The organism is Pseudomonas sp. PD9R, assembly GCF_019200975.1.
Lineage (GTDB): Bacteria > Pseudomonadota > Gammaproteobacteria > Pseudomonadales > Pseudomonadaceae > Aquipseudomonas.
This window is the reverse complement of the sequence record NZ_JAHTMR010000005.1, coordinates 58,819-83,160: the sequence shown is the minus strand read 5'-3', so window position 1 is coordinate 83,160 and position 24,342 is coordinate 58,819. Positions and strand designations below refer to the sequence as shown.

Annotated in this window: 24 protein-coding genes; all 24 read left to right on the top strand. The window is 58.9% G+C overall.

What is annotated here, in order from left to right; translation table 11 throughout:
• Positions 1 to 49 precede the first annotated feature (49 nt).
• The 24 genes from pseC (at position 50) to KUF73_RS12255 (ending at position 24,330) form a co-directional block, all read left to right on the top strand.
• Positions 50 to 1,255 carry a UDP-4-amino-4,6-dideoxy-N-acetyl-beta-L-altrosamine transaminase gene (gene pseC, locus KUF73_RS12370; RefSeq protein WP_218438325.1) on the top strand — a complete coding sequence of 402 codons (1,206 nt, stop codon included), beginning with the start codon at positions 50 to 52 and terminating at the stop codon, positions 1,253 to 1,255.
• Positions 1,248 to 1,868 carry a pseudaminic acid biosynthesis-associated methylase gene (locus KUF73_RS12365; RefSeq protein ID WP_218438324.1) on the top strand — a complete coding sequence of 207 codons (621 nt, stop codon included), beginning with the start codon at positions 1,248 to 1,250 and terminating at the stop codon, positions 1,866 to 1,868. Before pseC ends, KUF73_RS12365 begins: the two co-directional genes overlap by 8 nt.
• Positions 1,865 to 2,575, top strand: coding sequence for a pseudaminic acid cytidylyltransferase (gene pseF, locus KUF73_RS12360; protein WP_218438323.1), 711 nt, complete (start codon positions 1,865 to 1,867; stop codon positions 2,573 to 2,575). The genes KUF73_RS12365 and pseF overlap by 4 nt, the downstream gene beginning before the upstream one ends.
• Entirely contained in the window at positions 2,572 to 4,077 is a 1,506-nt protein-coding gene (gene pseG / locus KUF73_RS12355) for a UDP-2,4-diacetamido-2,4,6-trideoxy-beta-L-altropyranose hydrolase (RefSeq protein ID WP_218438322.1), read from the top strand. Before pseF ends, pseG begins: the two co-directional genes overlap by 4 nt.
• Positions 4,070 to 5,122: a pseudaminic acid synthase gene (pseI, locus tag KUF73_RS12350; RefSeq protein ID WP_218438321.1), complete on the top strand. Its 1,053-nt coding sequence runs from the start codon at positions 4,070 to 4,072 to the stop codon at positions 5,120 to 5,122. The genes pseG and pseI overlap by 8 nt, the downstream gene beginning before the upstream one ends.
• Before the next feature lie 229 nt (positions 5,123 to 5,351).
• On the top strand, positions 5,352 to 6,278 hold the full coding sequence (locus KUF73_RS12345) for a ketoacyl-ACP synthase III (RefSeq protein ID WP_218438320.1): 927 nt from the start codon (positions 5,352 to 5,354) through the stop codon (positions 6,276 to 6,278).
• Positions 6,279 to 6,370: 92 nt separating this feature from the next.
• On the top strand, positions 6,371 to 7,660 hold the full coding sequence (locus KUF73_RS12340; RefSeq protein WP_218438319.1) for a motility associated factor glycosyltransferase family protein: 1,290 nt from the start codon (positions 6,371 to 6,373) through the stop codon (positions 7,658 to 7,660).
• Entirely contained in the window at positions 7,657 to 7,923 is a 267-nt protein-coding gene (locus KUF73_RS12335; protein WP_218438318.1) for a hypothetical protein, read from the top strand. The genes KUF73_RS12340 and KUF73_RS12335 overlap by 4 nt, the downstream gene beginning before the upstream one ends.
• 242 nt (positions 7,924 to 8,165) lie before the next feature.
• On the top strand, positions 8,166 to 9,026 hold the full coding sequence (locus KUF73_RS12330; RefSeq protein WP_218438317.1) for a flagellin domain-containing protein: 861 nt from the start codon (positions 8,166 to 8,168) through the stop codon (positions 9,024 to 9,026).
• 72 nt (positions 9,027 to 9,098) lie between these two features.
• Positions 9,099 to 9,452 (top strand): flagellar protein FlaG, encoded by a 354-nt coding sequence (locus tag KUF73_RS12325; protein WP_218438316.1) that lies wholly within the window; start codon positions 9,099 to 9,101, stop codon positions 9,450 to 9,452.
• Positions 9,453 to 9,535: 83 nt separating this feature from the next.
• Positions 9,536 to 10,972 (top strand): flagellar filament capping protein FliD, encoded by a 1,437-nt coding sequence (gene fliD / locus KUF73_RS12320; protein WP_218438315.1) that lies wholly within the window; start codon positions 9,536 to 9,538, stop codon positions 10,970 to 10,972.
• A 129-nt stretch (positions 10,973 to 11,101) separates the two neighbouring features.
• Complete coding sequence (gene fliS / locus KUF73_RS12315) at positions 11,102 to 11,497, top strand: flagellar export chaperone FliS (protein WP_218438314.1); 396 nt, start codon at positions 11,102 to 11,104, stop codon at positions 11,495 to 11,497.
• A gap of 10 nt (positions 11,498 to 11,507) precedes the next feature.
• A complete protein-coding gene (locus KUF73_RS12310) occupies positions 11,508 to 11,804 on the top strand; it encodes a flagellar protein FliT (protein WP_218438313.1) in 297 nt (98 codons plus the stop codon).
• 172 nt (positions 11,805 to 11,976) lie between these two features.
• Entirely contained in the window at positions 11,977 to 13,452 is a 1,476-nt protein-coding gene (locus tag KUF73_RS12305; protein ID WP_218438312.1) for a sigma-54 dependent transcriptional regulator, read from the top strand.
• Positions 13,453 to 13,580: 128 nt separating this feature from the next.
• Positions 13,581 to 14,774, top strand: a complete 1,194-nt coding sequence (locus KUF73_RS12300; protein WP_218438548.1) for a PAS domain-containing sensor histidine kinase — start codon at positions 13,581 to 13,583, stop codon at positions 14,772 to 14,774.
• A 5-nt stretch (positions 14,775 to 14,779) separates the two neighbouring features.
• Positions 14,780 to 16,171, top strand: coding sequence for a sigma-54 dependent transcriptional regulator (locus tag KUF73_RS12295; RefSeq protein ID WP_218438311.1), 1,392 nt, complete (start codon positions 14,780 to 14,782; stop codon positions 16,169 to 16,171).
• A 236-nt stretch (positions 16,172 to 16,407) separates the two neighbouring features.
• Positions 16,408 to 16,737, top strand: a complete 330-nt coding sequence (fliE, locus tag KUF73_RS12290) for a flagellar hook-basal body complex protein FliE (protein ID WP_218438310.1) — start codon at positions 16,408 to 16,410, stop codon at positions 16,735 to 16,737.
• 15 nt (positions 16,738 to 16,752) lie between these two features.
• A complete protein-coding gene (fliF, locus tag KUF73_RS12285; RefSeq protein ID WP_218438309.1) occupies positions 16,753 to 18,540 on the top strand; it encodes a flagellar basal-body MS-ring/collar protein FliF in 1,788 nt (595 codons plus the stop codon).
• Positions 18,533 to 19,552, top strand: coding sequence for a flagellar motor switch protein FliG (gene fliG / locus KUF73_RS12280; protein ID WP_007983391.1), 1,020 nt, complete (start codon positions 18,533 to 18,535; stop codon positions 19,550 to 19,552). Before fliF ends, fliG begins: the two co-directional genes overlap by 8 nt.
• 4 nt (positions 19,553 to 19,556) lie before the next feature.
• Entirely contained in the window at positions 19,557 to 20,354 is a 798-nt protein-coding gene (gene fliH / locus KUF73_RS12275; protein ID WP_218438308.1) for a flagellar assembly protein FliH, read from the top strand.
• Positions 20,344 to 21,702 carry a flagellar protein export ATPase FliI gene (fliI, locus tag KUF73_RS12270; RefSeq protein ID WP_218438307.1) on the top strand — a complete coding sequence of 453 codons (1,359 nt, stop codon included), beginning with the start codon at positions 20,344 to 20,346 and terminating at the stop codon, positions 21,700 to 21,702. The genes fliH and fliI overlap by 11 nt, the downstream gene beginning before the upstream one ends.
• 6 nt (positions 21,703 to 21,708) lie before the next feature.
• The gene (gene fliJ / locus KUF73_RS12265) at positions 21,709 to 22,158 is read left to right on the top strand and encodes a flagellar export protein FliJ (protein ID WP_218438306.1); all 450 of its coding nucleotides are present in this window, start codon (positions 21,709 to 21,711) and stop codon (positions 22,156 to 22,158) included.
• 160 nt (positions 22,159 to 22,318) lie between these two features.
• Positions 22,319 to 22,618: an STAS domain-containing protein gene (locus KUF73_RS12260; protein ID WP_218438305.1), complete on the top strand. Its 300-nt coding sequence runs from the start codon at positions 22,319 to 22,321 to the stop codon at positions 22,616 to 22,618.
• 5 nt (positions 22,619 to 22,623) lie between these two features.
• A complete protein-coding gene (locus KUF73_RS12255; RefSeq protein ID WP_218438304.1) occupies positions 22,624 to 24,330 on the top strand; it encodes a fused response regulator/phosphatase in 1,707 nt (568 codons plus the stop codon).
• The last annotated feature ends 12 nt before the right edge of the window (positions 24,331 to 24,342 follow it).

Genomic DNA, 24,342 nt, shown 5'->3' with positions numbered 1-24,342 from the left:
TCTCCAGGCCTGTGGATCAGCTTGCGGGTCCACGCGCGGAGCCGCATTTATGATTCCTTATCAGATCCCCTATGGCTGCCAGAGCATCGATCAGGCGGACATCGACGCGGTGGTGACGGTGCTCAAGTCTCCCTGGTTGACCCAGGGACCGACCATCGAGCGCTTTGAAACCGCAGTGGCCGAACATTGTCAGGCTGACTTTGCGGTCGCCGTTTGCAATGCCACGGCGGCCTTGCACATTGCCTGTCTGGCGGCGGGCCTGGGGGCGGGTGATCGTCTCTGGACCAGTCCCAATACCTTCGTGGCGTCCGCTAACTGCGGGCGTTACTGCGGCGCCGAAGTGGATTTCGTCGACATCGATCCAATGACCCTGAACCTCGACGCGGGGCTGCTGGCACAAAAGCTGGAGGCCGCCGAGCGAGTGGGGCAATTGCCGAAGGTGGTCATCGCGGTGGCTTTTTCAGGCCAGAGTTGCGATATGCACGCCATTGCCGCGCTCTCCGAGCGGTACGGCTTCACCTTGATCGAGGACGCTGCCCACGCGATAGGCGCCTCTTATCGGGGGCGGCCGGTGGGTTGTGGCGCTTATGCGGCGATGACGATCTTCAGTTTCCACCCGGTCAAGATCGTGACCTCGGCCGAGGGCGGGATGGTCCTGACCAATGATCCGGAGCTCGCCGCGCGGCTGCGGCGCCTGCGCAGCCATGGCATCACCGGCGACCCGGCGCAAATGACGGCGCCTGCCCAGGGGCTCTGGTATTACCAGCAACTGGAGCTGGGGTTTAATTATCGAATGACCGATCTGCATGCGGCGCTCGGGCTTTCGCAGATGACCCGGATCGATGAGTTCATCGCCCGACGACGTGAACTGGCGGCACGCTACGACCACCTGCTGGCGGGGTTGCCACTGACAGTGCCTTTCGGCCAGCCGGGAGCAGAATCGGCCTGGCACCTTTACGTGGTGCGCTTTAAGTTCGATCTGATCGAGGCGACTCAGCGAGAGGTTTTTGATGCGCTGAGAGCTGCGGGGATTGGTGTGAACCTGCATTACATCCCTGTGCATCTTCAGCCTTATTATCGCGAGCAGGGGTTCACTGACGGAGATTTTCCCGAGGCTGAGCGCTACTTCCACGAAGCGATCAGCTTGCCGTTGTTTCCGGGGCTGAGCGAAGAGCAGCAAGACTATGTGGTGGCGCAGTTACGACGGATTGTCGGCCAGGTGCCTTCGGAAGACTCAAGGGTAAGACATGCGTGAATTGAGCGAACAAGAACGCTTCTGGCGTGGCGACTTCGGCGACCAGTATGTCGCCCGCAATCAGGGCCTGCCATTGATCGCGGCCAACCTGGCGCTGTTTGCCAAGGCCCTGGCCCGTACCGGGCGGATCGAGAGCCTGCTGGAGTTGGGCACCAACACCGGCAACAACCTGCAGGCCTTGCATCAACTGTTGCCCGATTGTGTCCTGCAGGGTGTCGAGATCAATGCCAGTGCTCAAGCACAAGCCCAGGCCCTGGAAATCGCTGATGTCTGGCACGGCTCCCTGTTCGACTATCCGCGAGAGCGCACCTATCAGCTGACTCTGAGCAAGGGTGTATTGATTCACCTGGATCCGCAGTTACTGCCGGCGGCCTACGCGCAACTGTATGAGCTGAGTCGACGCTATATCCTGATCTGCGAATATTACAACCCGGTGCCGGTCGAGGTGCTCTATCGCGGTAACGGCGGCAAGCTGTTCAAGCGTGATTTCGCCGGTGAAATGCTCGACCGTTACAGCGATTTGCAACTGCTGGACTATGGCTTCAGCTATCACCGCGATCCGCAGTTCCCTACTGACGATATCAACTGGTTCCTGTTGGAAAAACGTCCTTGAGTACGATCGCAATCATCCCGGCCCGGGGCGGTAGCAAGCGGATCCCGCGCAAGAATCTCAAGCCGTTCCATGGCGAGCCGATGATTGTCCATTCAATACGGGTTGCCCTGGCCTCCGGGCTGTTCCAGCAGGTGGTGGTCAGTACCGATGATGAGGAGATCGCGACGCTGGCCCTGGCCCATGGGGCGCAGGTGCCTTTTATGCGTCCGGTGGCACTGGCCGATGATTTCGCCGGGACGGCGGCGGTGATCGCCCATGCGGTTGAAACATTGAAGGGACAGGGCCGGTCGTTCGATTTTGCCTGTTGTATCTATGCCACTGCGCCTTTGTTGCAAGCCCGGTATTTGTGTCAGGGTCTTGAGTTGCTGGAGCAGAACCCTGAGAAGTCCTTTGCTTTTTCGGTCTGTGAGTTCGGCTTTCCCATCCAGCGTGCCTTGATGCTGGATGGACAGGGTGCGCTGTTGCCCATCTATCCAGAGCATCGACAGACTCGCTCCCAGGACCTGCCCCCAGCCTTTCAGGACGCCGGGCAGTTTTACTGGGGGCGCAGCGCGGCGTGGCAACGGGGGGACGTCTTGTATTCGGAAAAAAGCCTGCCGGTGATCTTGCCCAGGCATCTGGTTCAGGACATCGATACGGAAGAAGATTGGCGGCGTGCCGAATACCTCTACAGTGCGCTGAAAGCGGGTGGAGAGTTTGATTCATGAGGGTATTGATTCGTGCTGATGCGTCGCCGGCCATTGGCAGCGGACATGTGGCGCGCTGCCTGACGCTAGCCCACGCGCTGCGCGACAGTGGTGCCGAGGTGGTATTCGCCTGTCGGGCGCTGCCTGGCAATTCCTTGGCGCGGCTGGAGGGCGAAGGTTTTCGTGCGGTTGTTCTACCTGCCCAATACGCCGGGGAAAATCCGCAACTGGGGATCGAAGCGCTATTGCCTTGGCAGGCGGATATCGAAGCCCTGAACGTTGGCCTGGCGCTGGAGCCGCTCTTCGACTGGATCGTGGTCGACCACTACGGTCTCGATCACCGCTGGCAGACTGCAGCCCGGCAATGGGCGCGGCACATTGCCGCGATCGATGACCTGAACAATCGCAAACACGCGGTGGACGTGCTGTTCGACCAGAATCTCACCGCCGGCGATCCGGCCTACGCACAGCGCTCTTTGAACCCCTGCCGTCAGTTGTTCGGTCCACGCTATGCGTTGATTCGTGATGAGTTTCGCCGTGCTCCTTTGCCACAAAGGACTCGCCCGAGCCGGGTGCTGGTGAATTTCGGCGGCTTCGATAGCGCCGGCGAAACCTGGAAGGCCATGCGTGCGCTGGCGGATTTCAGCGAGCTGGAAGTGGATTTTATCGCCGGCACCGCCAACCCGGCCCTGGCGCAGATGCAGGTCATGGCGGCGCAACGTCCCCAGTGGCGATTGCAAACCTATGTCAGCGACTTCGCGTCCTTGATGGCCCAGGCCGACCTGTTCATCGGTGCTGGCGGTGGAACCAGCTGGGAGCGCGCCGTGCTGGGGTTGCCGACGATCTGCATTGCGGTGGCGGGGAATCAGCAAGCCAATGCCGAACGCCTGGCCGCCGCCGGGGGGCATGTGTACCTGGGGACCAGCGACGAGGTGGATGTTGAGTGTCTACGCCAGGCCGCTGGTTTTTTGCTGAGCAATGTCAGTTTGCGTCGAAGCCTGGCCAAGCAGTCGCGGTGCCTGGTGGATGGTCTGGGAGCCCGTCGATTTGCGGCGGCCCTGGCCGGGTCGAGTTTGAGGGTGCGGCGGGCGACGATCGAGGATTCACGCTTGTTGTTCGACGGGCGTAACGCCGAAACGGTGCGGCGTTGGTCGGCGAACGCTGAACGCATCGACTGGGAAACGCATCAGGCCTGGCTGGCCGCGAGCCTGACCAATCCCCGGCGTTTACTCTTGATCGCCGAGTTCGTCGATGGCCCGGTCGGGATGCTGCGCTACGATCTCGACGGAGCACGGGCCGAAGTATCGGTCTATTTGTTCGAGGGGCGTTTCGGCCTGGGCTGGGGCAGGGCGCTGCTGGCCCGTGGCGAGGACGCCGTAATCGGCTACTGGCCTGAGCTGACGGCTGTCGAGGCGCGGGTGCTGCCCGGCAATCAGGCGTCGCTCAAATTGTTCCGCGACTCAGGCTATGTTCAATCGAGTTGCCATTTCGAACGTGTATTGAAGGATCAGCTCCATGACTAGTTTCAAGATCGGCAATCGGTGGATCGGGCCGGATGCGCCGCCGTTCATCATTGCCGAGATGAGTGGCAACCATAATCAGTCCCTGCAAGTGGCGCTGCAGATCGTCGACGCCGCAGCCAAGGCCGGCGCTCATGCCTTGAAGCTGCAAACCTATACCGCCGAGACAATGACTCTGGATTTGTCCGAAGGTGAATTCTTCATCAAGGATCCGGACAGCCTCTGGGCAGGCTCCTCGTTGTATGCGCTGTATGAGAAGGCTCATACGCCTTGGGAGTGGCACGCGCCGATTTTTGCCCGTGCCAAAGAATTGGGGATGCTGGCGTTTTCCACGCCATTTGATGAGACCGCGGTGGACTTCCTCGAAAGCCTCGATGTGCCGGCCTACAAGATCGCCAGTTTCGAAAACACTGACCTGCCGCTGATCCGCCGGGTTGCCGCCACGGGCAAACCGCTGATCATCTCCACTGGCATGGCCAGCCTCGCCGAACTCGATGAAACCGTACGCGCCGCCCGAGAGGCCGGTTGCAAGGATCTGGTGTTGCTCAAGTGCACCAGCACATACCCGGCGACGCCGGCCAACAGCAACGTGCGGACGATTCCACACTTGCGCGAAATGTTCGGCTGTGAAGTTGGGCTGTCCGATCACTCCATGGGCGTTGGGGTTTCCGTTGCGGCGGTGGCAATGGGGGCCACGGTGGTGGAAAAGCATTTCACCCTCGACCGTTCAGCGGGCGGCGTGGATGCCAGTTTCTCTTTGGAACCAGCGGAAATGGCCAGCCTGGTAATCGAAACGGAGCGGGCCTGGCAGTCCATGGGTCAGGTGCATTACGGCGTAACCGAGGCCGAGCGCAAGTCTGTGGTGTACCGCCGCTCGCTCTATGTCACGCAGGACATGGCTGCCGGCGAAGCGTTCACTGCCACCAATCTGCGGGCTATTCGTCCTGGCCTGGGACTGGCCCCCAAACACGCAGAAGCCGTTGTCGGTCGGCGCGCCCGTCAGGCCATCAAGCGTGGAACGCCGATGGATTGGTCATTGGTCGAATAACCGGTCGTGGGGCTGATTCGGCAAAATAGCGTGACCTGCGAGTCATTACGCGCATCTTCACTGTATTGTATTAACCGGGAAGGTGGCGCCTGAGGTCGGTCTGACTCAGTGATAGCCCTTAATTCTTCCCGTTGTCGCCGTCTCGGGGGTGACGTTTTTCTCTGTTTGTCGGCGCCCCTCGAATCCTTGCGAGCGGTGGTATTGGGCTGTTTATTATTGGGAAGCCGTAATGATTGGCATAAAAAGCATTGCGAGCTACGTTCCTGTAGCCGGCGTGGACAATTACGCACAAGGTGCAAAATTCGAAAAGGATGAAGAATTCATCCTGGGCAAAATCGGTTCGGCCTTCTTGCCGCGCAAAGACGCCGAGCAGGAAACTTCCGATCTGTGCGTTGAAGCGGCCAATGCGCTGTTTGCCAGTAACCCTGATCTGAAACGCGAATCCATCGATGCGCTGATCGTCGTCACCCAGAACGGTGACGAAGAAGGCCTGCCACACACGTCTGCAATCGTTCAGGACAAGCTGGGCCTGCCAACTACCGTGGCGGCATTCGATATTTCCCTGGGCTGTTCCGGCTACGTCTATGGCATTTACGCGATCAAGGGCTTCATGGAAGCCGCCGGTTTGAAGAACGGTCTGTTGATCACGGCCGATCCGTACTCGAAGATTGTCGACCCGGAAGATCGCAACACCACCATGCTGTTTGGTGATGCGGCGACCGCTACCTGGATGGGTGAAAACCCGATCTGGGAGCTGGGCAAGGCCAAGTTTGGTACCGATGGTTCCGGTGCACCGCACCTGAAGGTGACTGACGGGGTGTTCTTCATGAACGGTCGTCAGGTATTCAACTTTGCCTTGCTCAAGGTTCCTGCGCATCTGCACGAACTGCTGGGCGAGTCAGGACTGAAATCCGACGACATCGATGCCTTCTGCATTCACCAGGGCAGTGCGGCGATTGTCGATGCGGTGGCACGACGCTTCGAAGGCGAGCCGGAGAAGTTCATCAAGGACATGGTCGAGACAGGCAACACCGTGTCTTCGAGCATTCCGTTACTGCTGGAAAAACACGCCCTCGACTCCAGCTGGAAACGCGTTGCGCTAAGCGGTTTCGGTGTAGGACTATCCTGGGGCTCGGCAATTATTTATCGTCCCTGAGTGAAAGACTTTTCATAAAAAGGCTGATACAAAAAAAGCGCTCAAGGGTTAACCTTGAGCGCTTTTTTGCTTGGAAGGGAATGCGAGGCTGCATGAGCGAATGGTTTGAAGACAATGCTCAGGTCATACAGCGGCGCTGGCCGGCGTTGTATGCGCGATTGTTGACGCAAGACGGTGCGGTCCAGGTCGAGCTGCTGAAAGGTCGAGACTCGACGTTAAGTGTGGACGGCATTCAGCTCACCAGCCGACATGATCGCCTTCGCGAAGCCAGGGTGCAGGCGGCCAGTCTGCCGCTCGACAAACCACGGCTGCACGTCTACGGCACAGGCCTTGGGGATCTGCCTCGGGTTTTAATGGAGCGCCCCGGGCTTGAGACGTTGTATGTACACGTCCTCAATAGCGCGCTGTTCAAGCTGGTGCTGCAGCTGCTTGATCATCGGGATTGGCTTGAATCGGCGCGTGTGGAACTTCTGTTTGCCGGCGATCTGCCAGACATTTTCACGCCATTTTTTGCGTTGCCGGCCGAGCTGCTGCTGGCGGATGACTTCAATGCGAAAATTCGTGATCGGCTGGTCAGCGAAGTGCATTTGAGCTTCAACAACCGCGAGTTCGATCCGCAGTCACCGGTCATTCAGCAACGCTTGAAGGATTGCCTTGAGGTGTTACTCGCCGACGACGATGTGGCGCAATTGTTTGGCACCTGTGCCGATCGGGAAATCTACGTGATCGGCACCGGGCCGAGTCTCGAAGGGCATTTCAAGCGGTTGGCAGCGATACGCGGGCAGGCCGTACGGCCCCTGTTCATTTGCGTCGACACGGCGTATCGACCCTTGCGCGAGAACGGGATCAAACCGGATCTGGTGGTGAGCATCGACCAGCGCATCAGTGTTCTGCATTTACCGTTCGAAGAATCCGACGACATCCCGCTGGTGTACATGCCCCTGAGCGATCCGCAGATGTTGAGGGCCTGGAGGGGCAAGCGTTATGGCAGTTATTCCGCCAGCCCGATTTACGCGCAATTGCGCCAGCAGCACGCAAGGGCTCAATTGCATGTGGGAGGCAGCGTGATCCACCCGGCGGTGGACCTGGCGGTGAAAATGGGTGCTGCGCGCATTACGTTGTTCGGCGCTGATTTTGCCTTTCCGATGAACAAGACCCATACCGGCTGGAATGACGGCGACCTTGGGCCAGCGGTCAGCCAGGCACGGTACTGGGTATTGGATGGGCAGGGTGAGCGAGTCAGGACACAGCTGAATTTTCGCGGCTACCTGTGTGTACTTGAACGTTTTATCGCCAGGCACCCGCAAGTGAGTTTCTTAAACAGCAGCCGTGCGGGGGCGATGATTGCCGGGACACAGTTCAACACGGAGTTCGTGCAATGAATGCCAGGTTGAAATGTATCAATGGATGCCGTCAGTGCGCCGGATTGTTCCGACTGGGGCGTGATGTCGAGGCTGCGTTGACCATGGTCGATGTGTTCGATGAGGCGCAGACGTTGGTGTTGTCCGCCTCTCAGGATGTTCAACAGGCGTGGACATGCGTGTTGACCAAAATGCTGGCCTGTCAGGAGCGCCAGGATTGGTTGGGGCTTGCCGATTTCCTGGAGTACGAGTTGGTAGAACTGCTGGAAAGTGTTCCGGCCTGAGGTCGGTCGGCCGCACTGGCGCGCGGGTTTGCGTCGTGGATGGTTTTATGGCGTCATTTTTTTGCGGTTGAGGGGCGCTAAGCCCCTGTTTTCTCGGGGGTGGCAGGGTGATGGCAATTTTTTTTTAAAAAACCCTCAAGCAACCTGCCAACCCGACGATAACTATTACGAAGGTTCTCTAGGCCATACCCGGCGGTTGCCAGGGCCGGAAGCCGCAGTACCCAACCAACGAGGAATTCGTCATGGCTTTAACAGTAAACACCAACACCACGTCGCTGAACGTTCAGAAAAACCTGAACCGTGCTTCCGATGCGCTTTCGACCTCGATGCAGCGCCTGTCTTCCGGCCTGAAAATTAACAGCGCCAAAGACGACGCCGCTGGCCTGCAGATCGCAACTCGCATGACTTCGCAGATCCGTGGTGGTACTCAGGCAATCCAGAACGCCAACGACGGTATCTCCGTTGCCCAGACCGCTGAAGGCGCTCTGCAAGCATCGACCGACATTCTGCAACGTATGCGTGAACTGGCTGTTAAAGCACGTAACGGCACCAACGGTACTGCTGACCAGACCGCTACCAACTCCGAATTCGGTCAGATGTCTGACGAATTGACCCGTATCGCTGCTTCCACCAACCTGAACGGCAAAAACCTGCTGGATGGTTCGGCTGGCACCGTGCAACTGCAAGTCGGCGCCAACACTGGCTCGGCCAACCGCATCGACCTGGTACTGAGCTCCAAGTTCGACGCCGTCAGCCTGTCGGTAGCTAGCGGTGGCGCAGGTGCTATCGTTCTGACTGGTGCTACCTCCGCCACTCTGTCCGCGAACATCGACAACGCGATCACCGCGATCGACGCTGCAATTGCGAGCATCAACGCCACCCGCGCAAACCTGGGTGCTTCGCAAAACCGTCTGACCAGCACCATCTCCAACCTGCAGAACATCGTGGAAAACACCACTGCAGCACAAGGTCGTGTACAAGACACCGACTTCGCCGCAGAAACCGCTAACCTGACCAAGCAGCAAACCCTGCAACAGGCTTCTACCTCGGTTCTGGCTCAGGCCAACCAACTGCCTTCCGCTGTACTGAAACTGCTTCAGTAATTTCGGAATGAGTTTAAGCGGGGGAGTGTGCTGGTCACGCTCTCTCGCTTTTTACGTTAAGAGGTGACGGGCATGGATATGAGCGTAAAGCTTGGCGTGTCTTATCCGGCTTCCCAGCCGGCGAGTGTCGTTTCGGATAAGCCGGTAGAGGCGCCTAAAGCTGCCAGTGTGACTGCGGTGGCGGAAAAAAGCCGGGACTCGGATGACACCAGGCTCAAGCAGGCAGTGCAGCAGATCGAGAAGTTTGTGCAATCGATCAAGCGCAATCTGGAGTTCTCGATAGACGAGCAATCCGGAAAAGTCATCGTCAAGGTGATTGCGAGTGAAACGGGCGAAGTCGTGCGACAGATCCCCTCCGCAGAGGCTCTTAAGCTGGCAGAGAGTCTGAGCAATGCGAGCCACGTATTGTTCGATGCCAAAGTCTGATAGCTGGCATGAATAGTGTTTGTACGTTCTTTGGAAGCTGGTAAAGGCCAAAAGACTGGCAGTAACCTGAAGGGAGACGCAACATGGCAAGTCCAATTTTACCGGGTTCTGGCCTGGGTTCTGGCCTGGACATCGGTGCAATCGTCACGGCGCTGGTCAACGCCGACAAGTCGGCCAAACAGACGCAGATCGATACCCAGACTAAAACCAACACGCTGAAGATTTCCGGTGTCGGTTCATTGAAGAGTGCGCTGACGGCCTTTCAAACGGCGTTGACCAACCTGGGCAGCAAGACTAATCCTGCGTTTGCGGGTTTTACGGCAACGTCGGGTACTCCGTCGATCCTCGGTGTGACTTCGGATAACACCGCAGTTGCCGGTACCTACAGTGTTGTCGTGCAGAATCTGGCCACAAGCTCGAAAGTAGCCAGTGCTTCTTTTGCCGGCGGTGCTGCCAGTGCCATTCCGAGTGGTACTCTGAAAATCAGTCAGAATGGCACTGATTACAATGTCACGATTCCAGCCAATGCGACCTTGCAAAGCACTCGGGATGCGATCAACTCCGCGCAGGCGAGCAACGGTATTTCCGCCAACATCGTGACCGACAGCAGCGGTGCGTCGCGTCTGGTGATCAGCTCTACAAATACTGGTTCGGGTTCAGACCTTAAGGTCAGCGGCATTGCCGGCCTTGCAATCGACGGTACTCAACCGATGGGTGCTAACCCCTCGGCTTCCAGTTCAGGGGCTGTCAATGGGGTTGCCACGGATGCAAAACTGACGATTGATGGTCTTGCAGTCACCAGCAAGAGCAACACGGTTACCGGTGCAGTGAGTGGTTTGACCCTGAACCTGGTTTCTGTGAGCCCTGGTACTCCGCCGGCTGCGGCCACAGTCACCGTTGCGACCAATACCACCGGTTTGCAAACGTCGATCCAGTCCTTCGTTGATTCCTACAACACCCTCATGAAAACCATCAATTCCCTGTCAAAGGCGACACAGGATGCCGATGGCAAGCTCACGGTTTCAGCGGCGTTTACCGGTGACTCGATGCCACGCGCGTTGATTTCCGATATTCGGGGCGTGCTGACCGCTCCTGGAGCGGGTGGTCCATTAGCCGTGCTGTCCCAACTGGGTGTGATGACCGACCGGAACACTGGCAATCTGGCGTTTGACACCGTTGCGTTCGGCAAGACGATGGCCAGCGGCGGTACGAGTGGGCAGGTGCAGCAGTTGTTCAATGGCACTGATGCAACCAATGGTTTGCTGGCGCGCATGGGCAAGGCGATTACGCCTTATGTGCAGACGGGCGGTTTGCTTGATCAGCGCAACTCCAATCTGCAGAACTTGAGCAAGAACCTCTCGGATCAGCAGACCGCATTGAACTTGCGTGTCACTAACATGACTGCGACATTGACCGCTAAATACAACGCCATGGACCTGCTGGTCGGGCAAATGAAAGCGACGGCGAGCAGCATCACCTCGTTCTTCACTTCCCTGAACGCGCAGAAAGCAAACAGCTAGTCATGGGCTAACGACAAAAACCCGGCTACGCATTCTGGCGTGCGCCGGGTTTTTGTCTTTTGATCTAAAGTTTCCTGGCTCGCAGACGATACACTGGTTATACGAGTCATTGTGGTAATGAGGTAGAACATGAATCCAATGTTAGCCCTTCGGCAATATCAGAAAGTGGGCGCACACGCCCAGACGTCCGAAGCGAGTCCGCATCGTTTGGTGCAAATGCTCATGGAGGGTGGTCTGGATCGTATTGCCCAGGCTAAAGGTGCCATGCAGCGCAAGGATATTCCTGGCAAGTGCGTTTCAATCAGCAAGGCCATCGGCATCGTCGGTGGCTTGCGTGAAGGCCTGGATCTTGAAAACTGCGCCGATGCAGTTGGCGAACTCGACCGTCTTTACATTTACATGATGAAACGTCTCGCTGAAGCGAACATCAGCAGCGACCCGAAGATTCTCGACGAGGTTGCCGGCTTGCTGCGCACGGTGAAAGAAGGCTGGGACGGTATTGCTACGCCAGGTCCGCAGTTCTAAGGAGATCACCATGAGTCTTGTATTGCAGCGAATAGAACAAACTCGCGAAGCGCTGGTCGATGCCCTGGCCGAGCGCAACTGGGAGGCTATCGGTCAATTGGACCTGGATTGCCGTTCCTGCATGGAAGACGTCTTGAGTGAGGCTTCGCTGGACGAGGCGGTTCTTCGCACCAATCTTGAGGAGTTGCTGTATGTCTACAAGCAGCTACTTGAGGTGGCGATGGGTGAGAGACAAGCGATAGTCGACGAGATGTCGCAGATCCATCAAGCACAAAACGCGGCAAAGGTTTACCATCTGTTTGGTTAATTAATCCCCGGTTAATCCAGACATGTGCGCCATAAATTTGACTGTGCACGGTTTTTTGACTTAACTAGTGGCTGGTTCCAGATTTCAGTCGTCTTCAGGCATAACGTGCCTGCAAGCGTCTAGCTTGCCCCAGCATTTTGGGCATTGAGTTGACTAGGGAAGTTGCTATTGCATGTGGCGTGAAACCAAAATTCTGCTGATAGATGACGATAGCGTCCGTCGCCGCGATTTGGCGGTGATTTTAAATTTTCTCGGTGAAGAAAATTTACCCTGCGGTAGCCACGACTGGCAGCAGGCTGTCGGTTCATTGGCATCTAGTCGTGAAGTAATCTGTGTCCTCATCGGGACGGTCAATGCTCCTGGCGCACTTTTGGGCCTGTTAAAGACACTCTCCACCTGGGATGAGTTCCTTCCGGTTTTGCTAATGGGCGATAATTCTTCCATTGACCTGCCGGAAGACCAGCGTCGCCGAGTGCTTTCGACCCTCGAGATGCCGCCCAGCTACAGCAAACTGCTCGACTCCCTGCACCGTGCCCAGGTCTATCGCGAGATGTACGACCAGGCCCGCGAGCGCGGCCGTCATCGCGAACCCAATCTTTTCCGCAGTCTTGTCGGCACCAGCCGGGCGATTCAGCACGTCCGCCAGATGATGCAGCAAGTCGCGGACACCGATGCCAGCGTGCTGATCCTCGGTGAGTCCGGGACCGGCAAGGAAGTGGTTGCGCGCAACCTGCATTACCACTCCAAGCGCCGTGAAGCGCCGTTCGTGCCAGTCAACTGCGGGGCGATTCCCGCAGAGCTGCTGGAAAGCGAACTGTTCGGCCACGAGAAGGGTGCCTTTACCGGCGCTATCACCAGCCGTGCCGGCCGTTTCGAACTGGCCAATGGCGGCACCCTGTTCCTCGACGAAATCGGCGACATGCCGTTGCCGATGCAGGTCAAGCTGTTGCGGGTATTGCAGGAGCGTACCTTCGAGCGCGTGGGCAGCAACAAGACCCAGAGCGTTGATGTGCGCATCATTGCCGCGACCCACAAAAATCTCGAGAGCATGATCGAGATCGGCACCTTCCGCGAAGACCTGTACTACCGCCTGAATGTGTTCCCGATCGAGATGGCGCCGCTGCGCGAGCGTGTCGAAGACATTCCGCTGCTGATGAACGAGTTGATCTCGCGCATGGAGCACGAGAAGCGTGGCTCGATCCGTTTCAATTCCGCAGCCATTATGTCGCTGTGCCGTCATGGCTGGCCGGGCAATGTTCGCGAGCTGGCGAATCTGGTCGAGCGCATGGCGATCATGCACCCGTACGGTGTAATCGGCGTGGTCGAGTTGCCGAAGAAATTCCGCTACGTCGACGACGAAGACGAGCAATTGGTCGACAGCCTGCGCAGTGACCTTGAAGAGCGGGTGGCCATTAACGGTCATACCCCGGATTTCACGGCCAATGCCATGTTGCCGCCGGAAGGCCTGGACCTGAAGGACTACCTCGGTGGTCTGGAGCAAGGGCTGATTCAGCAGGCGCTGGATGATGCCAATGGCATTGTTGCGCGAGCTGCTGAGCGGCTGCGTATCCGTCGCACCACACTGGTGGAAAAGATGCGCAAGTACGGCATGAGTCGTCGTGATGGTGATGAACAGGCGGATGATTGACGCCTGTTTTTCAAGTCCTTCATTTATAGGTAGTTTTTTTTAGGCACGGGTATTGCTAAGTCCCTCGCAACGTTCCGTTTCACTGACGGTCAGCCAAGCGAGAGAGCACGATGCCCCAAGCCGCCCAGATGTCTCCTGTCCCTGACTCCCTGGGGCAACCGTCGTCCGTAGAGCAGGCGAGCCGGCTTGGCCTGGAGCAGGCGTTTGCCCTGTTCAACCAGATGTCGAGCCAGTTGACCGACTCGTACAGCATGCTCGAAGCCCGGGTCACCGAGCTTAAGGGCGAGTTGGCGGTCGTCAGCGCCCAGCGCATGCAGGAACTGGCGGAAAAAGAACGTCTGGCCAACCGTCTGCAAAATCTTCTCGACCTGTTGCCCGGTGGCGTCATCGTTATCGACGCCCAGGGCATCGTGCGCGAAGCCAACCCGGCGGCGTGCGAGTTGCTCGGTCTGCCCCTTGAAGGCGAGCTGTGGCGACAGGTCATTGCCCGCTGCTTTGCACCTCGCGATGATGACGGTCATGAAGTTTCCCTCAAGGACGGTCGGCGTCTGTCGATTGCCACGCGATCGCTGGACGCTGAGCCCGGGCAACTGGTGCTGCTCACCGACCTGACTGAAACCCGTCATCTGCAAGATCAATTGGCCCGTCATGAACGTCTGTCGTCCCTGGGCCGGATGGTCGCGTCCCTGGCTCATCAGATTCGTACGCCGCTGTCTGCCGCGTTGCTCTACGCCAGTCATTTGACCGAGCAAGCGTTGCCGGTCGAAACTCAGCAACGTTTCGCCGGGCGCCTCAAGGAGCGCCTGCATGAGCTGGAGCATCAGGTGCGCGACATGCTGGTGTTTGCGCGCGGCGAGTTGCCGTTGACCGATCGCGTAACTCCCAAGCAACTGATGCAGTCATTGCAAGCGGCCGCGCTGACCCACGTGCAGGACTTGCCGATCCGTTGGCAGTGCGACAGTCATGCCGGCGAATTGCTGTGCAGTCGCGACACACTGGTCGGGGCCATTCTCAATCTTATCGAAAACGCTGTTCAGGCCAGCGGCGCGAACGTTCGCTTGAAGGTCCATCTGTATACGCGTGAAAACAGCTTGCACCTGTGTGTAAGCGACAGCGGCAGTGGCATCGAGAGTGCCGTGCTGGCGCGTTTGGGCGAGCCTTTTTTTACCACCAAATCCACTGGAACCGGACTCGGGCTGACCGTGGTCAAGGCGGTTGCGCGAGCCCATCAGGGTGAACTGCAGTTGCGCTCGCGGCTTGGTCGCGGAACGTGCGCGCAGGTGATTTTGCCGTTGTTCAGCAGCGCTCAGGGAGCGGAGTGAAGGTCATGAGCATCAAGGTTTTACTGGTCGAGGATGACCGCGCATTGCGTGAAGCGCTGGCTGACACGCTGTTGCTCGCCGGGCACGATTACAAGGCCGTTGCTTCGGCAGAAGAGGCGCTGGCTGTCGTCAGCGCCGAGGCATTCAATCTGGTGCTCAGTGACGTCAACATGCCGGGCATGGACGGTCATCAATTGCTTGGCCTGCTGCGGGCGCGTCAACCGCAATTGCCGGTGTTGCTGATGACGGCGCACGGTGCGGTGGAGCGGGCGGTCGATGCGATGCGTCAGGGGGCGGCGGATTATCTGGTCAAGCCGTTCGAGCCCAAGGCTTTGCTCGATCTGGTCGCTCGCCATGCCCTGGGCACACTTGGCGCATCCGAGAGTGAAGGACCGGTCGCGTTCGAGCCGGCCAGCGCGCAACTGCTCGAACTGGCGGCGCGGGTCGCCCGCAGTGACTCCACCGTGCTGATCTCCGGTGAGTCCGGGACGGGCAAGGAAGTATTGGCACGCTACATTCACCGGCACTCCCATCGTGCCAGCCAGCCGTTCATTGCGATCAACTGCGCGGCGATCCCGGACAACATGCTGGAGGCGACGTTGTTCGGCCACGAAAAAGGCTCGTTCACCGGTGCCATTGCGGCGCAGGCGGGCAAGTTCGAACAGGCCGATGGCGGCACTATCTTGCTCGACGAAATTTCCGAAATGCCCCTCGGTCTTCAAGCCAAATTGCTGCGTGTGCTGCAAGAGCGCGAGGTGGAGCGCGTAGGTGCGCGCAAGCCGATCACGCTGGATATTCGCGTCGTCGCGACTACTAACCGTGACTTGGCCGGGGAAGTGGCGGCAGGGCGGTTTCGCGAAGACCTTTACTATCGCCTGTCGGTGTTTCCGCTGGCCTGGCGTCCGTTGCGCGAACGCACCGCCGACATTTTGCCGCTGGCTGAGCGTCTGCTGACCAAGCACGTCAATAAAATGAAACACGCCGCCGCGCGCATGTCGCCCGAGGCGCAGGCCTGCCTGATCGGTTACTCGTGGCCCGGCAATGTGCGTGAGCTGGACAACGCCATTCAGCGCGCGCTGATCCTGCAGCAGGGTGGCTTGATTCAGCCTCAGGATTTCTGTCTGGCCGGGCCGGTCGCCTGCGCACCATTGCCGACCCTGGCGCCAGTGCCGACGTTTGTCCGGGCGGTAGACGTTGAAACAGAGTCTGGCGGGGCGCTGGGTGATGACCTGCGTCGCCGCGAGTTCCAGTTGATCATCGACACTTTGCGCACCGAACGCGGTCGTCGCAAAGAGGCTGCCGAGCGTCTGGGCATCAGTCCGCGCACCTTGCGTTACAAGCTGGCACAGATGCGTGATGCCGGAATGGACGTGGAAGCTTATCTGTTCGCCACCTGATGCCAGTTTGTAGTAGCGAGCTTGCTCGCGATGGGCTTGGGCGCGCCGTGCTTAACCGGAAGACCTGCGTCATCGTTACTGACCATCGCGAGCAAGCTCGCTCCTGCAGATTGAAATGAGCGCTATGGATGGGCTTTTGTTCGGGGCTGGCCACGGAGCTGGCACCCTTGTTGCTAACACCTCACTACCCGCCGAGTGAGTGTCAAAAAATTGCGGGTCGTCAATGAGAGCAGATCATGAGCCAAGGTATTGAATTCAATCGGTTGATGCTGGACATGCGCTCCATGCAAATGGATGCCATGTCTGCGTCGAAGTCGACTGCCGCAGTCCCTGAAATGAGTGGCAGCAGCTTTTCCGACATGCTCGGTCAGGCCGTCAATAAAGTGAACGACACCCAGCAGGCTTCCAGTCAGTTGGCCAATGCCTTCGAGATTGGCAAGAGCGGCGTCGACCTGACGGACGTGATGGTTTCTTCGCAAAAGGCCAGTGTGTCTTTTCAAGCATTGACCCAAGTGCGTAACAAGCTGGTTCAGGCTTACCAAGACATCATGCAGATGCCGGTTTAAGGACGAGATTGAGTCATGGCAGAAGCAGTCGCCGATAATGTTCCGGCCAAGGCCACACCGATAGACGGCAAACCGCCGCTGTTCGGCTTGTCCTTCCTGGAAAACCTTTCCGAGATGACCATGTTGCGTCAGGTGGGCCTGCTGGTCGGCCTGGCTGCGAGCGTGGCGATTGGTTTTGCCGTGGTGTTGTGGTCCCAGCAGCCGGACTACCGGCCTCTGTACGGCAGCCTTGCCGGTATGGACGCCAAACAGGTGATGGATACCCTGGCTTCCGCCGATATCCCTTATACCGTTGAACCCAATTCCGGAGCCTTGCTGGTCAAGGCCGATGACCTTTCCCGTGCGCGACTGAAGCTCGCGGCTGCTGGTGTCACTCCCAGCGATGGCAACATCGGTTTTGAAATCCTTGATAAAGAGCAAGGCCTGGGCACCAGCCAGTTCATGGAAGCAACCCGCTACCGTCGTGGCCTTGAAGGCGAACTGGCTCGGACCATCTCCGCGCTGAACAACGTCAAGGGCGCCCGCGTGCACCTGGCGATTCCGAAGAGTTCGGTGTTCGTGCGCGACGAGCGCAAACCAAGTGCATCGGTTCTGGTAGAGCTTTATTCCGGTCGCTCGCTGGAGCCGGGTCAGGTCGTGGCAATCATCAACCTGGTCGCCACCAGTGTTCCTGAACTCAGCAAATCGCAGATCACCGTCGTCGACCAGAAGGGCAACCTGCTCTCCGATCAGGCGGAAAACTCCGAACTGACCATGGCCGGCAAGCAATTCGATTACAGCCGCCGCATGGAAAGCATGCTCACCCAGCGCGTGCACAACATTTTGCAACCGGTGCTGGGCAACGATCGCTACAAAGCCGAAGTCTCGGCCGATGTCGATTTCAGCGCCGTCGAATCGACCTCCGAGCAGTTCAACCCGGATCAACCGGCGTTGCGCAGCGAGCAGTCAGTCAACGAACAGCGTACCGCCAGCAATGGCCCGCAAGGTGTGCCGGGTGCCCTGAGCAACCAGCCACCTTCGCCGGCGTCCGCGCCGCAAACCACGGGTGGCGCCACTGCGTCGGCCGGCATGGTGCAGCCGGGCCAGCCATTGCTGGACGCCAACGGTCAGCAAATCATGGACCCGGCCACCGGTCAGCCGATGCTGGCGCCGTACCCGGCGGACAAGCGTCAACAATCCACCAAGAACTTCGAACTCGATCGTTCCATCAGCCACACCAAGCAACAGCAGGGCCGATTGAATCGCCTGTCGGTGTCGGTCGTGGTGGATGACCAGGTCAAGATCAACGCGGCCAACGGTGAAATGACCCGCGCGCCATGGAGCGCCGATGAATTGGCGCGCTTCACTCGTCTGGTACAGGACGCGGTCGGTTTCGATGCCAGCCGCGGTGACAGCGTCAGCGTGATCAACATGCCGTTCTCCGCCGAGCGCGGTGAAGTGATCGCCGATATTCCGTTCTACTCCCAGCCTTGGTTCTGGGACATCGTCAAGCAAGTGCTGGGCGTCTTGTTCATCCTGGTGCTGGTGTTCGGTGTGCTGCGTCCGGTGCTCAACAACATCACCGGTGGCGGCAAAGGCAAGCAGCTGGCCGGCATCGGCAGCGACGTCGAGTTGGGTGGCATGGGCGGCCTGGATGGCGAACTGGCCAACGACCGCGTGAGCCTCGGCGGTCCCCAAAGCATCCTGCTGCCGAGCCCGAGCGAAGGCTATGACGCTCAGTTGAATGCAATCAAGAGTCTGGTGGCAGAAGACCCGGGTCGTGTGGCTCAGGTCGTGAAAGAGTGGATTAACGCAGATGAGTGATAACAGAGCCGTTGCCGCCAAACTGTCCAAGGTTGACAAAGCTGCAATCCTGCTGCTGTCCCTGGGGTCTACCGACGCCGCACAAGTGCTGCGCCACATGGGGCCCAAAGAGGTCCAGCGTGTGGGTGTGGCCATGGCGCAAATGGGTAACGTGCATCGCGAGCAGGTCGAGCAGGTGATGAGTGAGTTCGTCGATATCGTCGGCGACCAGACCAGCCTGGGCGTCGGCTCCGACGACTACGTGCGCAAAATGCTCACCCAGGCCCTGGGCGAAGACAAGGCCAACGGCCTGATCGACCGCATCCTGCTGGGCGGCAACACCAGTGGCCTCGACAGCCTGAAGTGGATGGAACCGCGCGCCGTCGCCGACGTGATCCGTTACGAGCACCCGCAGATCCAGGCGATCGTAGTGGCGTATCTCGATCCGGACCAGGCCGGTGAAGTGCTCGGTAACTTTGACCACAAGGTACGACTGGACATCATCCTGCGGGTTTCCTCGCTGAACACTGTGCAGCCAGCGGCCCTGAAAGAACTCAACCAGATTCTCGAGAAGCAGTTCTCCGGCAACTCGAATGCTTCGCGCACCACCTTGGGTGGTATCAAGCGCGCCGCCGACATCATGAACTTCCTCGATAGCTCCATCGAAGGTCAGCTCATGGACTCGATCCGCGAAGTCGACGAAGACCTGTCCGGTCAGATCGAAGACCTCATGTTCGTGTTCAACAACCTGGCCGATGTCGACGATCGCGGCATCCAGGCGCTGCTGCGCGAAGTGTCTTCCGACGTATTGGTGTTGGCCCTCAAAGGCTCGGACGAAGGCGTCAAAGAGAAAATCTTCAAGAACATGTCCAAGCGTGCGGCCGAACTGCTGCGCGACGACCTCGAAGCCAAAGGCCCGGTACGCGTCAGCGACGTGGAAACCGCGCAGAAAGAAATCCTCACCATCGCGCGCCGTATGGCCGAAGCCGGAGAAATCGTTCTCGGCGGCAAGGGCGGCGAGGAAATGATTTAACACCATGGCCAAGAATGATGAGTCGCCCACTGACCTGATCCGGGCCAGGGATGTCAGTGGTTTCGATATCTGGGCGCTGCCCAGCTTCGATCCGCCTGCACCCGAGCCAGAACCGGAGCCGGAACCCGAACCGCCGGAAATGGAAGAAGTGCCGCTGGACGAAGTCCAGCCGCTGACCCTCGAAGAGCTGGAAAGCATTCGCCAGGAAGCCTACAACGAAGGCTTCGCCACCGGTGAGCGAGAAGGCTTCCATAGCACCACGCTCAAGGTTCGTCAGGAAGCCGACGTGGCGCTGACGGCCAAGATCGCCGGTCTGGAACAGTTGATGACGCACCTGTTCGAGCCCATCGCCGAGCAGGACACGCAGATTGAAAAGTCCTTGGTCGACCTGGTTCAGCACATCACCAAGCAGGTGATTCAGCGCGAACTGGCCATCGACTCGACGCAGATCGAACACGTCATGCGCGAAGCCCTCAAGCTTTTGCCGCTGGGCGTGGGCAATGTGCGGCTGTACATCAATCCGCAGGATTTCGAGCAGGTCAAAGCCCTGCGCGAGCGCCATGAGGAAACCTGGCGAATCGTCGAGGACGAGGCATTATTGCCTGGCGGTTGCCGGGTCGAAACCGAACACAGCCGGATCGACGCCACCGTCGAAACCCGTGTCGCGCGAGTGATGGACAAGTTGTTCGATCAGTTGCACGAGCAGGCTTTGCACCCGTCCGCGCCGGACCTGAGCCTTGAGTTGCCGATCGAAGCCAAACCTTCGATTGCGCCAGAACCGGACGCTCTCGATGCGCCTTGATCGCACCAGTTTCGCCAAGCGCCTGGGCAGTTACGCCGAGGCCACGGAACTGGAGGGCGCGCCGATTCTCGAGGGCCGTTTGCTGCGCATGGTCGGCCTGACGCTTGAAGCCGAAGGGTTGCGCGCCGCCATGGGCAGTCGTTGCATGGTCATCAACGACGACAGCTATCACCCGGTGCAGGTCGAAGCTGAAGTCATGGGTTTCTCTGGTAGCAAAGTCTTTCTGATGCCAGTTGGCAGCGTTGCCGGCATTGCGCCAGGCGCTCGCGTCGTTCCCCTGGCGGACACCGGCCGGTTGCCGATGGGCATGAGCATGCTCGGACGGGTGCTTGACGGTGCTGGTCGTGCGCTGGATGGCAAGGGTGGGATGAAGGCCGAGGACTGGGTGCCGATGGACGGCCCGACCATAAACCCACTCAAGCGTGAGCCGATCAGCGAACCGCTGGACGTGGGCATTCGCAGCATCAACGGTCTGTTGACGGTCGGTCGCGGCCAGCGGCTCGGCCTGTTCGCCGGTACCGGTGTGGGTAAGTCGGTGCTGCTGGGCATGATGACCCGTTTCACCGAGGCCGACATCATCGTCGTCGGGCTGATCGGCGAGCGGGGTCGCGAGGTTAAGGAATTCATCGAGCACATTCTCGGTGAAGAAGGGCTCAAGCGTTCAGTGGTGGTGGCGTCCCCTGCGGACGATGCGCCGCTGATGCGTCTTCGCGCGGCCATGTACTGCACGCGCATTGCTGAATATTTTCGCGACAAGGGCAAGAACGTCCTGCTGTTGATGGACTCCCTGACCCGATTCGCCCAGGCCCAGCGGGAAATCGCCTTGGCCATCGGCGAGCCGCCGGCGACCAAGGGTTATCCGCCATCGGTGTTCGCCAAGTTGCCGAAGCTGGTGGAGCGCGCTGGTAATGCCGAGAAGGGCGGCGGTTCGATCACCGCTTTCTACACTGTGCTGTCTGAAGGCGATGACCAGCAAGATCCGATTGCCGACGCGGCGCGGGGCGTGCTCGACGGGCACATTGTGCTGTCGCGGCGGTTGGCCGAAGAAGGTCATTACCCGGCCATCGACATCGAGGCATCGATCAGTCGGGTCATGCCGGCGGTGGTGTCGCCGGAGCACATGGTCCGCGCGCAGTATTTCAAGCAGTTGTGGTCGCGCTATCAACAAAGTCGCGACTTGATCAGCGTTGGCGCTTACGTCGCCGGCGGTGATCGCGAGACCGACCTGGCCATTTCGCTGCAACCGCAGCTGGTCAAATACCTGCGCCAGGGCCTCAACGACAGTATCAGCCTGGGCGAAAGCGAAGCGTATCTCGCCTCGATCTTCGCGCCCGCGGCGGGCGGCTAACCGGCCATGGCCCAGAGTCGTGCAGGGCGCCTGGCCCCCGTGGTGGAAATGGCCGAGAAGGCCGAGAAAACCGCGGTCCAGCGTCTGGGGCATTTCCAGGGTCAGGTACGTTTGGCGGAAAGCAAACTCGCCGACCTTGAGGCCTTCCGTCTCGATTATCAGGAACAATGGATCGTGCGCGGCAGCAGCGGCGTGTCGGGCCAATGGCTGTTGGGCTATCAGGGATTCCTTGCGCAACTGGGCACGGCCATCGACCAGCAGCGGCAAAGCCTGGCCTGGCACCAGAACAATCTGAACAAGGCCCGGGAAACCTGGCAACAGGCATTCGCCCGGGTCGAAGGTTTGCGCAAACTGGTTCAACGCTACGCCGATGAGGCGAGGGCGCTGGAAGACAAGCGCGAGCAAAAGCTGCTGGACGAACTGTCCCAACGGTTGCCGCGTCAGGATGCGTATTAAGCATTGTTTGCATAAAAGATCGCAGCCTGCGGCAGCTCCTACATAGAATGCGATCCCTTGCAGGCGCTGCCGCAGGCTGCGATCTTTTGATCTTGCCGCAACCTCTACCAAATGCTAAACCTTGTACCAGCATGTCCACCTATGACAAGGAAGCCATGAAATGTCAGTTATTACAGAAGTCTCCCCGGATGGGCAAAAGCTGACGATATCGGTCAAAGGACGATTCGATTTCGCCAAGCATCAGGAATTTCGCGAATCTTACGAAGACAAGGACCTCTCTGAGGTCGTGGTCGACCTCAGAGAAGCCACCTACCTCGACAGCTCTGCTCTGGGTATGTTGTTGCTGTTGCGAGATCACGCAGGCGGCGAAGACGCCTATATCCGCGTGGTCAACAGCAGCTCTGACGTGAGGAAAATCCTCGCCATCTCCAACTTCGACAAGCTGTTCGACATCAGTTGATTGCCGTGCAGCCTGCACTCGAATCCCTGACGATCCTGATCGCTGAAGACAGCGCGGCCGATCGCATGCTGTTGTCGAGTATTGTCCGTCGCCAGGGGCATGAAGTGCTGACGGCGGCCAATGGGGCTGAAGCGGTCGAAGCGTTTCGCCAGCAACGGCCGCAGTTAGTGTTGATGGACGCGATGATGCCAGTGATGGACGGCTTCGAGGCGGCCCGGCAGATCAAGGAATTGGCTGGGGAAACCCTGGTGCCGATCATCTTCCTCACCTCGTTGTCCGAAAGCGAAGCCCTGGCCCGATGCCTTGAAGTTGGCGGCGACGATTTTCTGGCGAAGCCCTACAACCAAGTGATTCTTGCCGCCAAGATCAAGGCGATGGACCGCTTGCGGCGGTTGCAAGCGACCGTATTGCAGCAGCGTGACCAGATCGCCCGGCATCACGAGTATTTGCTCAATGAGCAGCGGGTGGCGAAGGCGGTGTTCGACAAGGTGGCCCACGCTGGCTGCCTGAATGCCCCCAATATTCGCTACCTGCAATCGCCTTACGCGCTGTTCAACGGTGATTTATTGCTGGCCGCGTTCACCCCGGCCGGTGACATGCATGTGTTGCTCGGGGATTTCACCGGTCACGGCCTGCCGGCCGCTGTTGGCGCGATGCCCCTGGCCGAAGTTTTTTACGGCATGACCGCCAAGGGCTATGGTCTGGCAGAAACCCTGCGCGAGATGAATGCCAAGCTCAAGCGCATCCTGCCGGTGGACATGTTCTGCTGTGCAACGCTGCTTAGCCTGAGTTTCCAGCGACGCTCGGTGGAGGTCTGGAACGGCGGTATGCCGGACGGTTACTTGCACAGCATTGCCAGTGGTGAGCGTACGCCGCTGACCGCCCGGCATTTGCCGCTTGGCGTGTTGAGCCCGCAAACATTCGATGATCGCACTGAAGTGTTTCCGATGGCCGTCGGTGATCGGGTCTTTCTGCTGTCCGACGGGGTCATTGATACCTGCGATGCCAACGAGCAGTTGTTTGGCGTGCAGCGGTTGCAGCAGGTGTTTGCGGCCAATCGTGAGCCTGATGCGTTGTTCGAGGATATCGAGCAGGCACTGCGCGATTTTCGCGGTGAAGCGCGTGACGACGTCAGCATGGTTGAAATCACGCTGCTGGAGCCTGCGCAACTGAGTCCGCCAGCCCTGGTCTATTCCGACAGCGGTCAGTCCTGCCCGCTGGACTGGTCTGTGAGTTTCGAATTCCGCGCCGCTACGCTCAAGCGCTTTAATCCGCTGCCGTATCTGTTGCAATTGCTGCTTGAAGTTCACGGGCTGCGGGCTCAGAGCGGGGCGCTATACAGTGTGCTGGCCGAGCTGTACTCCAATGCGCTGGAGCATGGCGTGCTCGGTCTGGATTCAAGCCTCAAGCGCGATGCCTCGGGTTTCACTCGCTATTATCAACAGCGCAATGCGCGCCTGGACGAGCTGCAAGACGGCTATGTGCGGGTGCATTTACAGGTCACGCCGAAAGGCGAGGGTGGCTGTCTGTCGATTCGCGTCGAGGACAGCGGCATGGGATTTGATGTCGAGCGGGTGATGGAACGTCCCGTTGATCCTGTCCGTTTGTCGGGACGCGGTGTGAGTCTGATCCGTCAGTTGGGGCGTAATGCCAGTTGGTCCGACGATGGTCGAAGTGCCTGCGTGGAGTTTTTCTGGGAGGCTCTGGCATAATCCACGCATTCT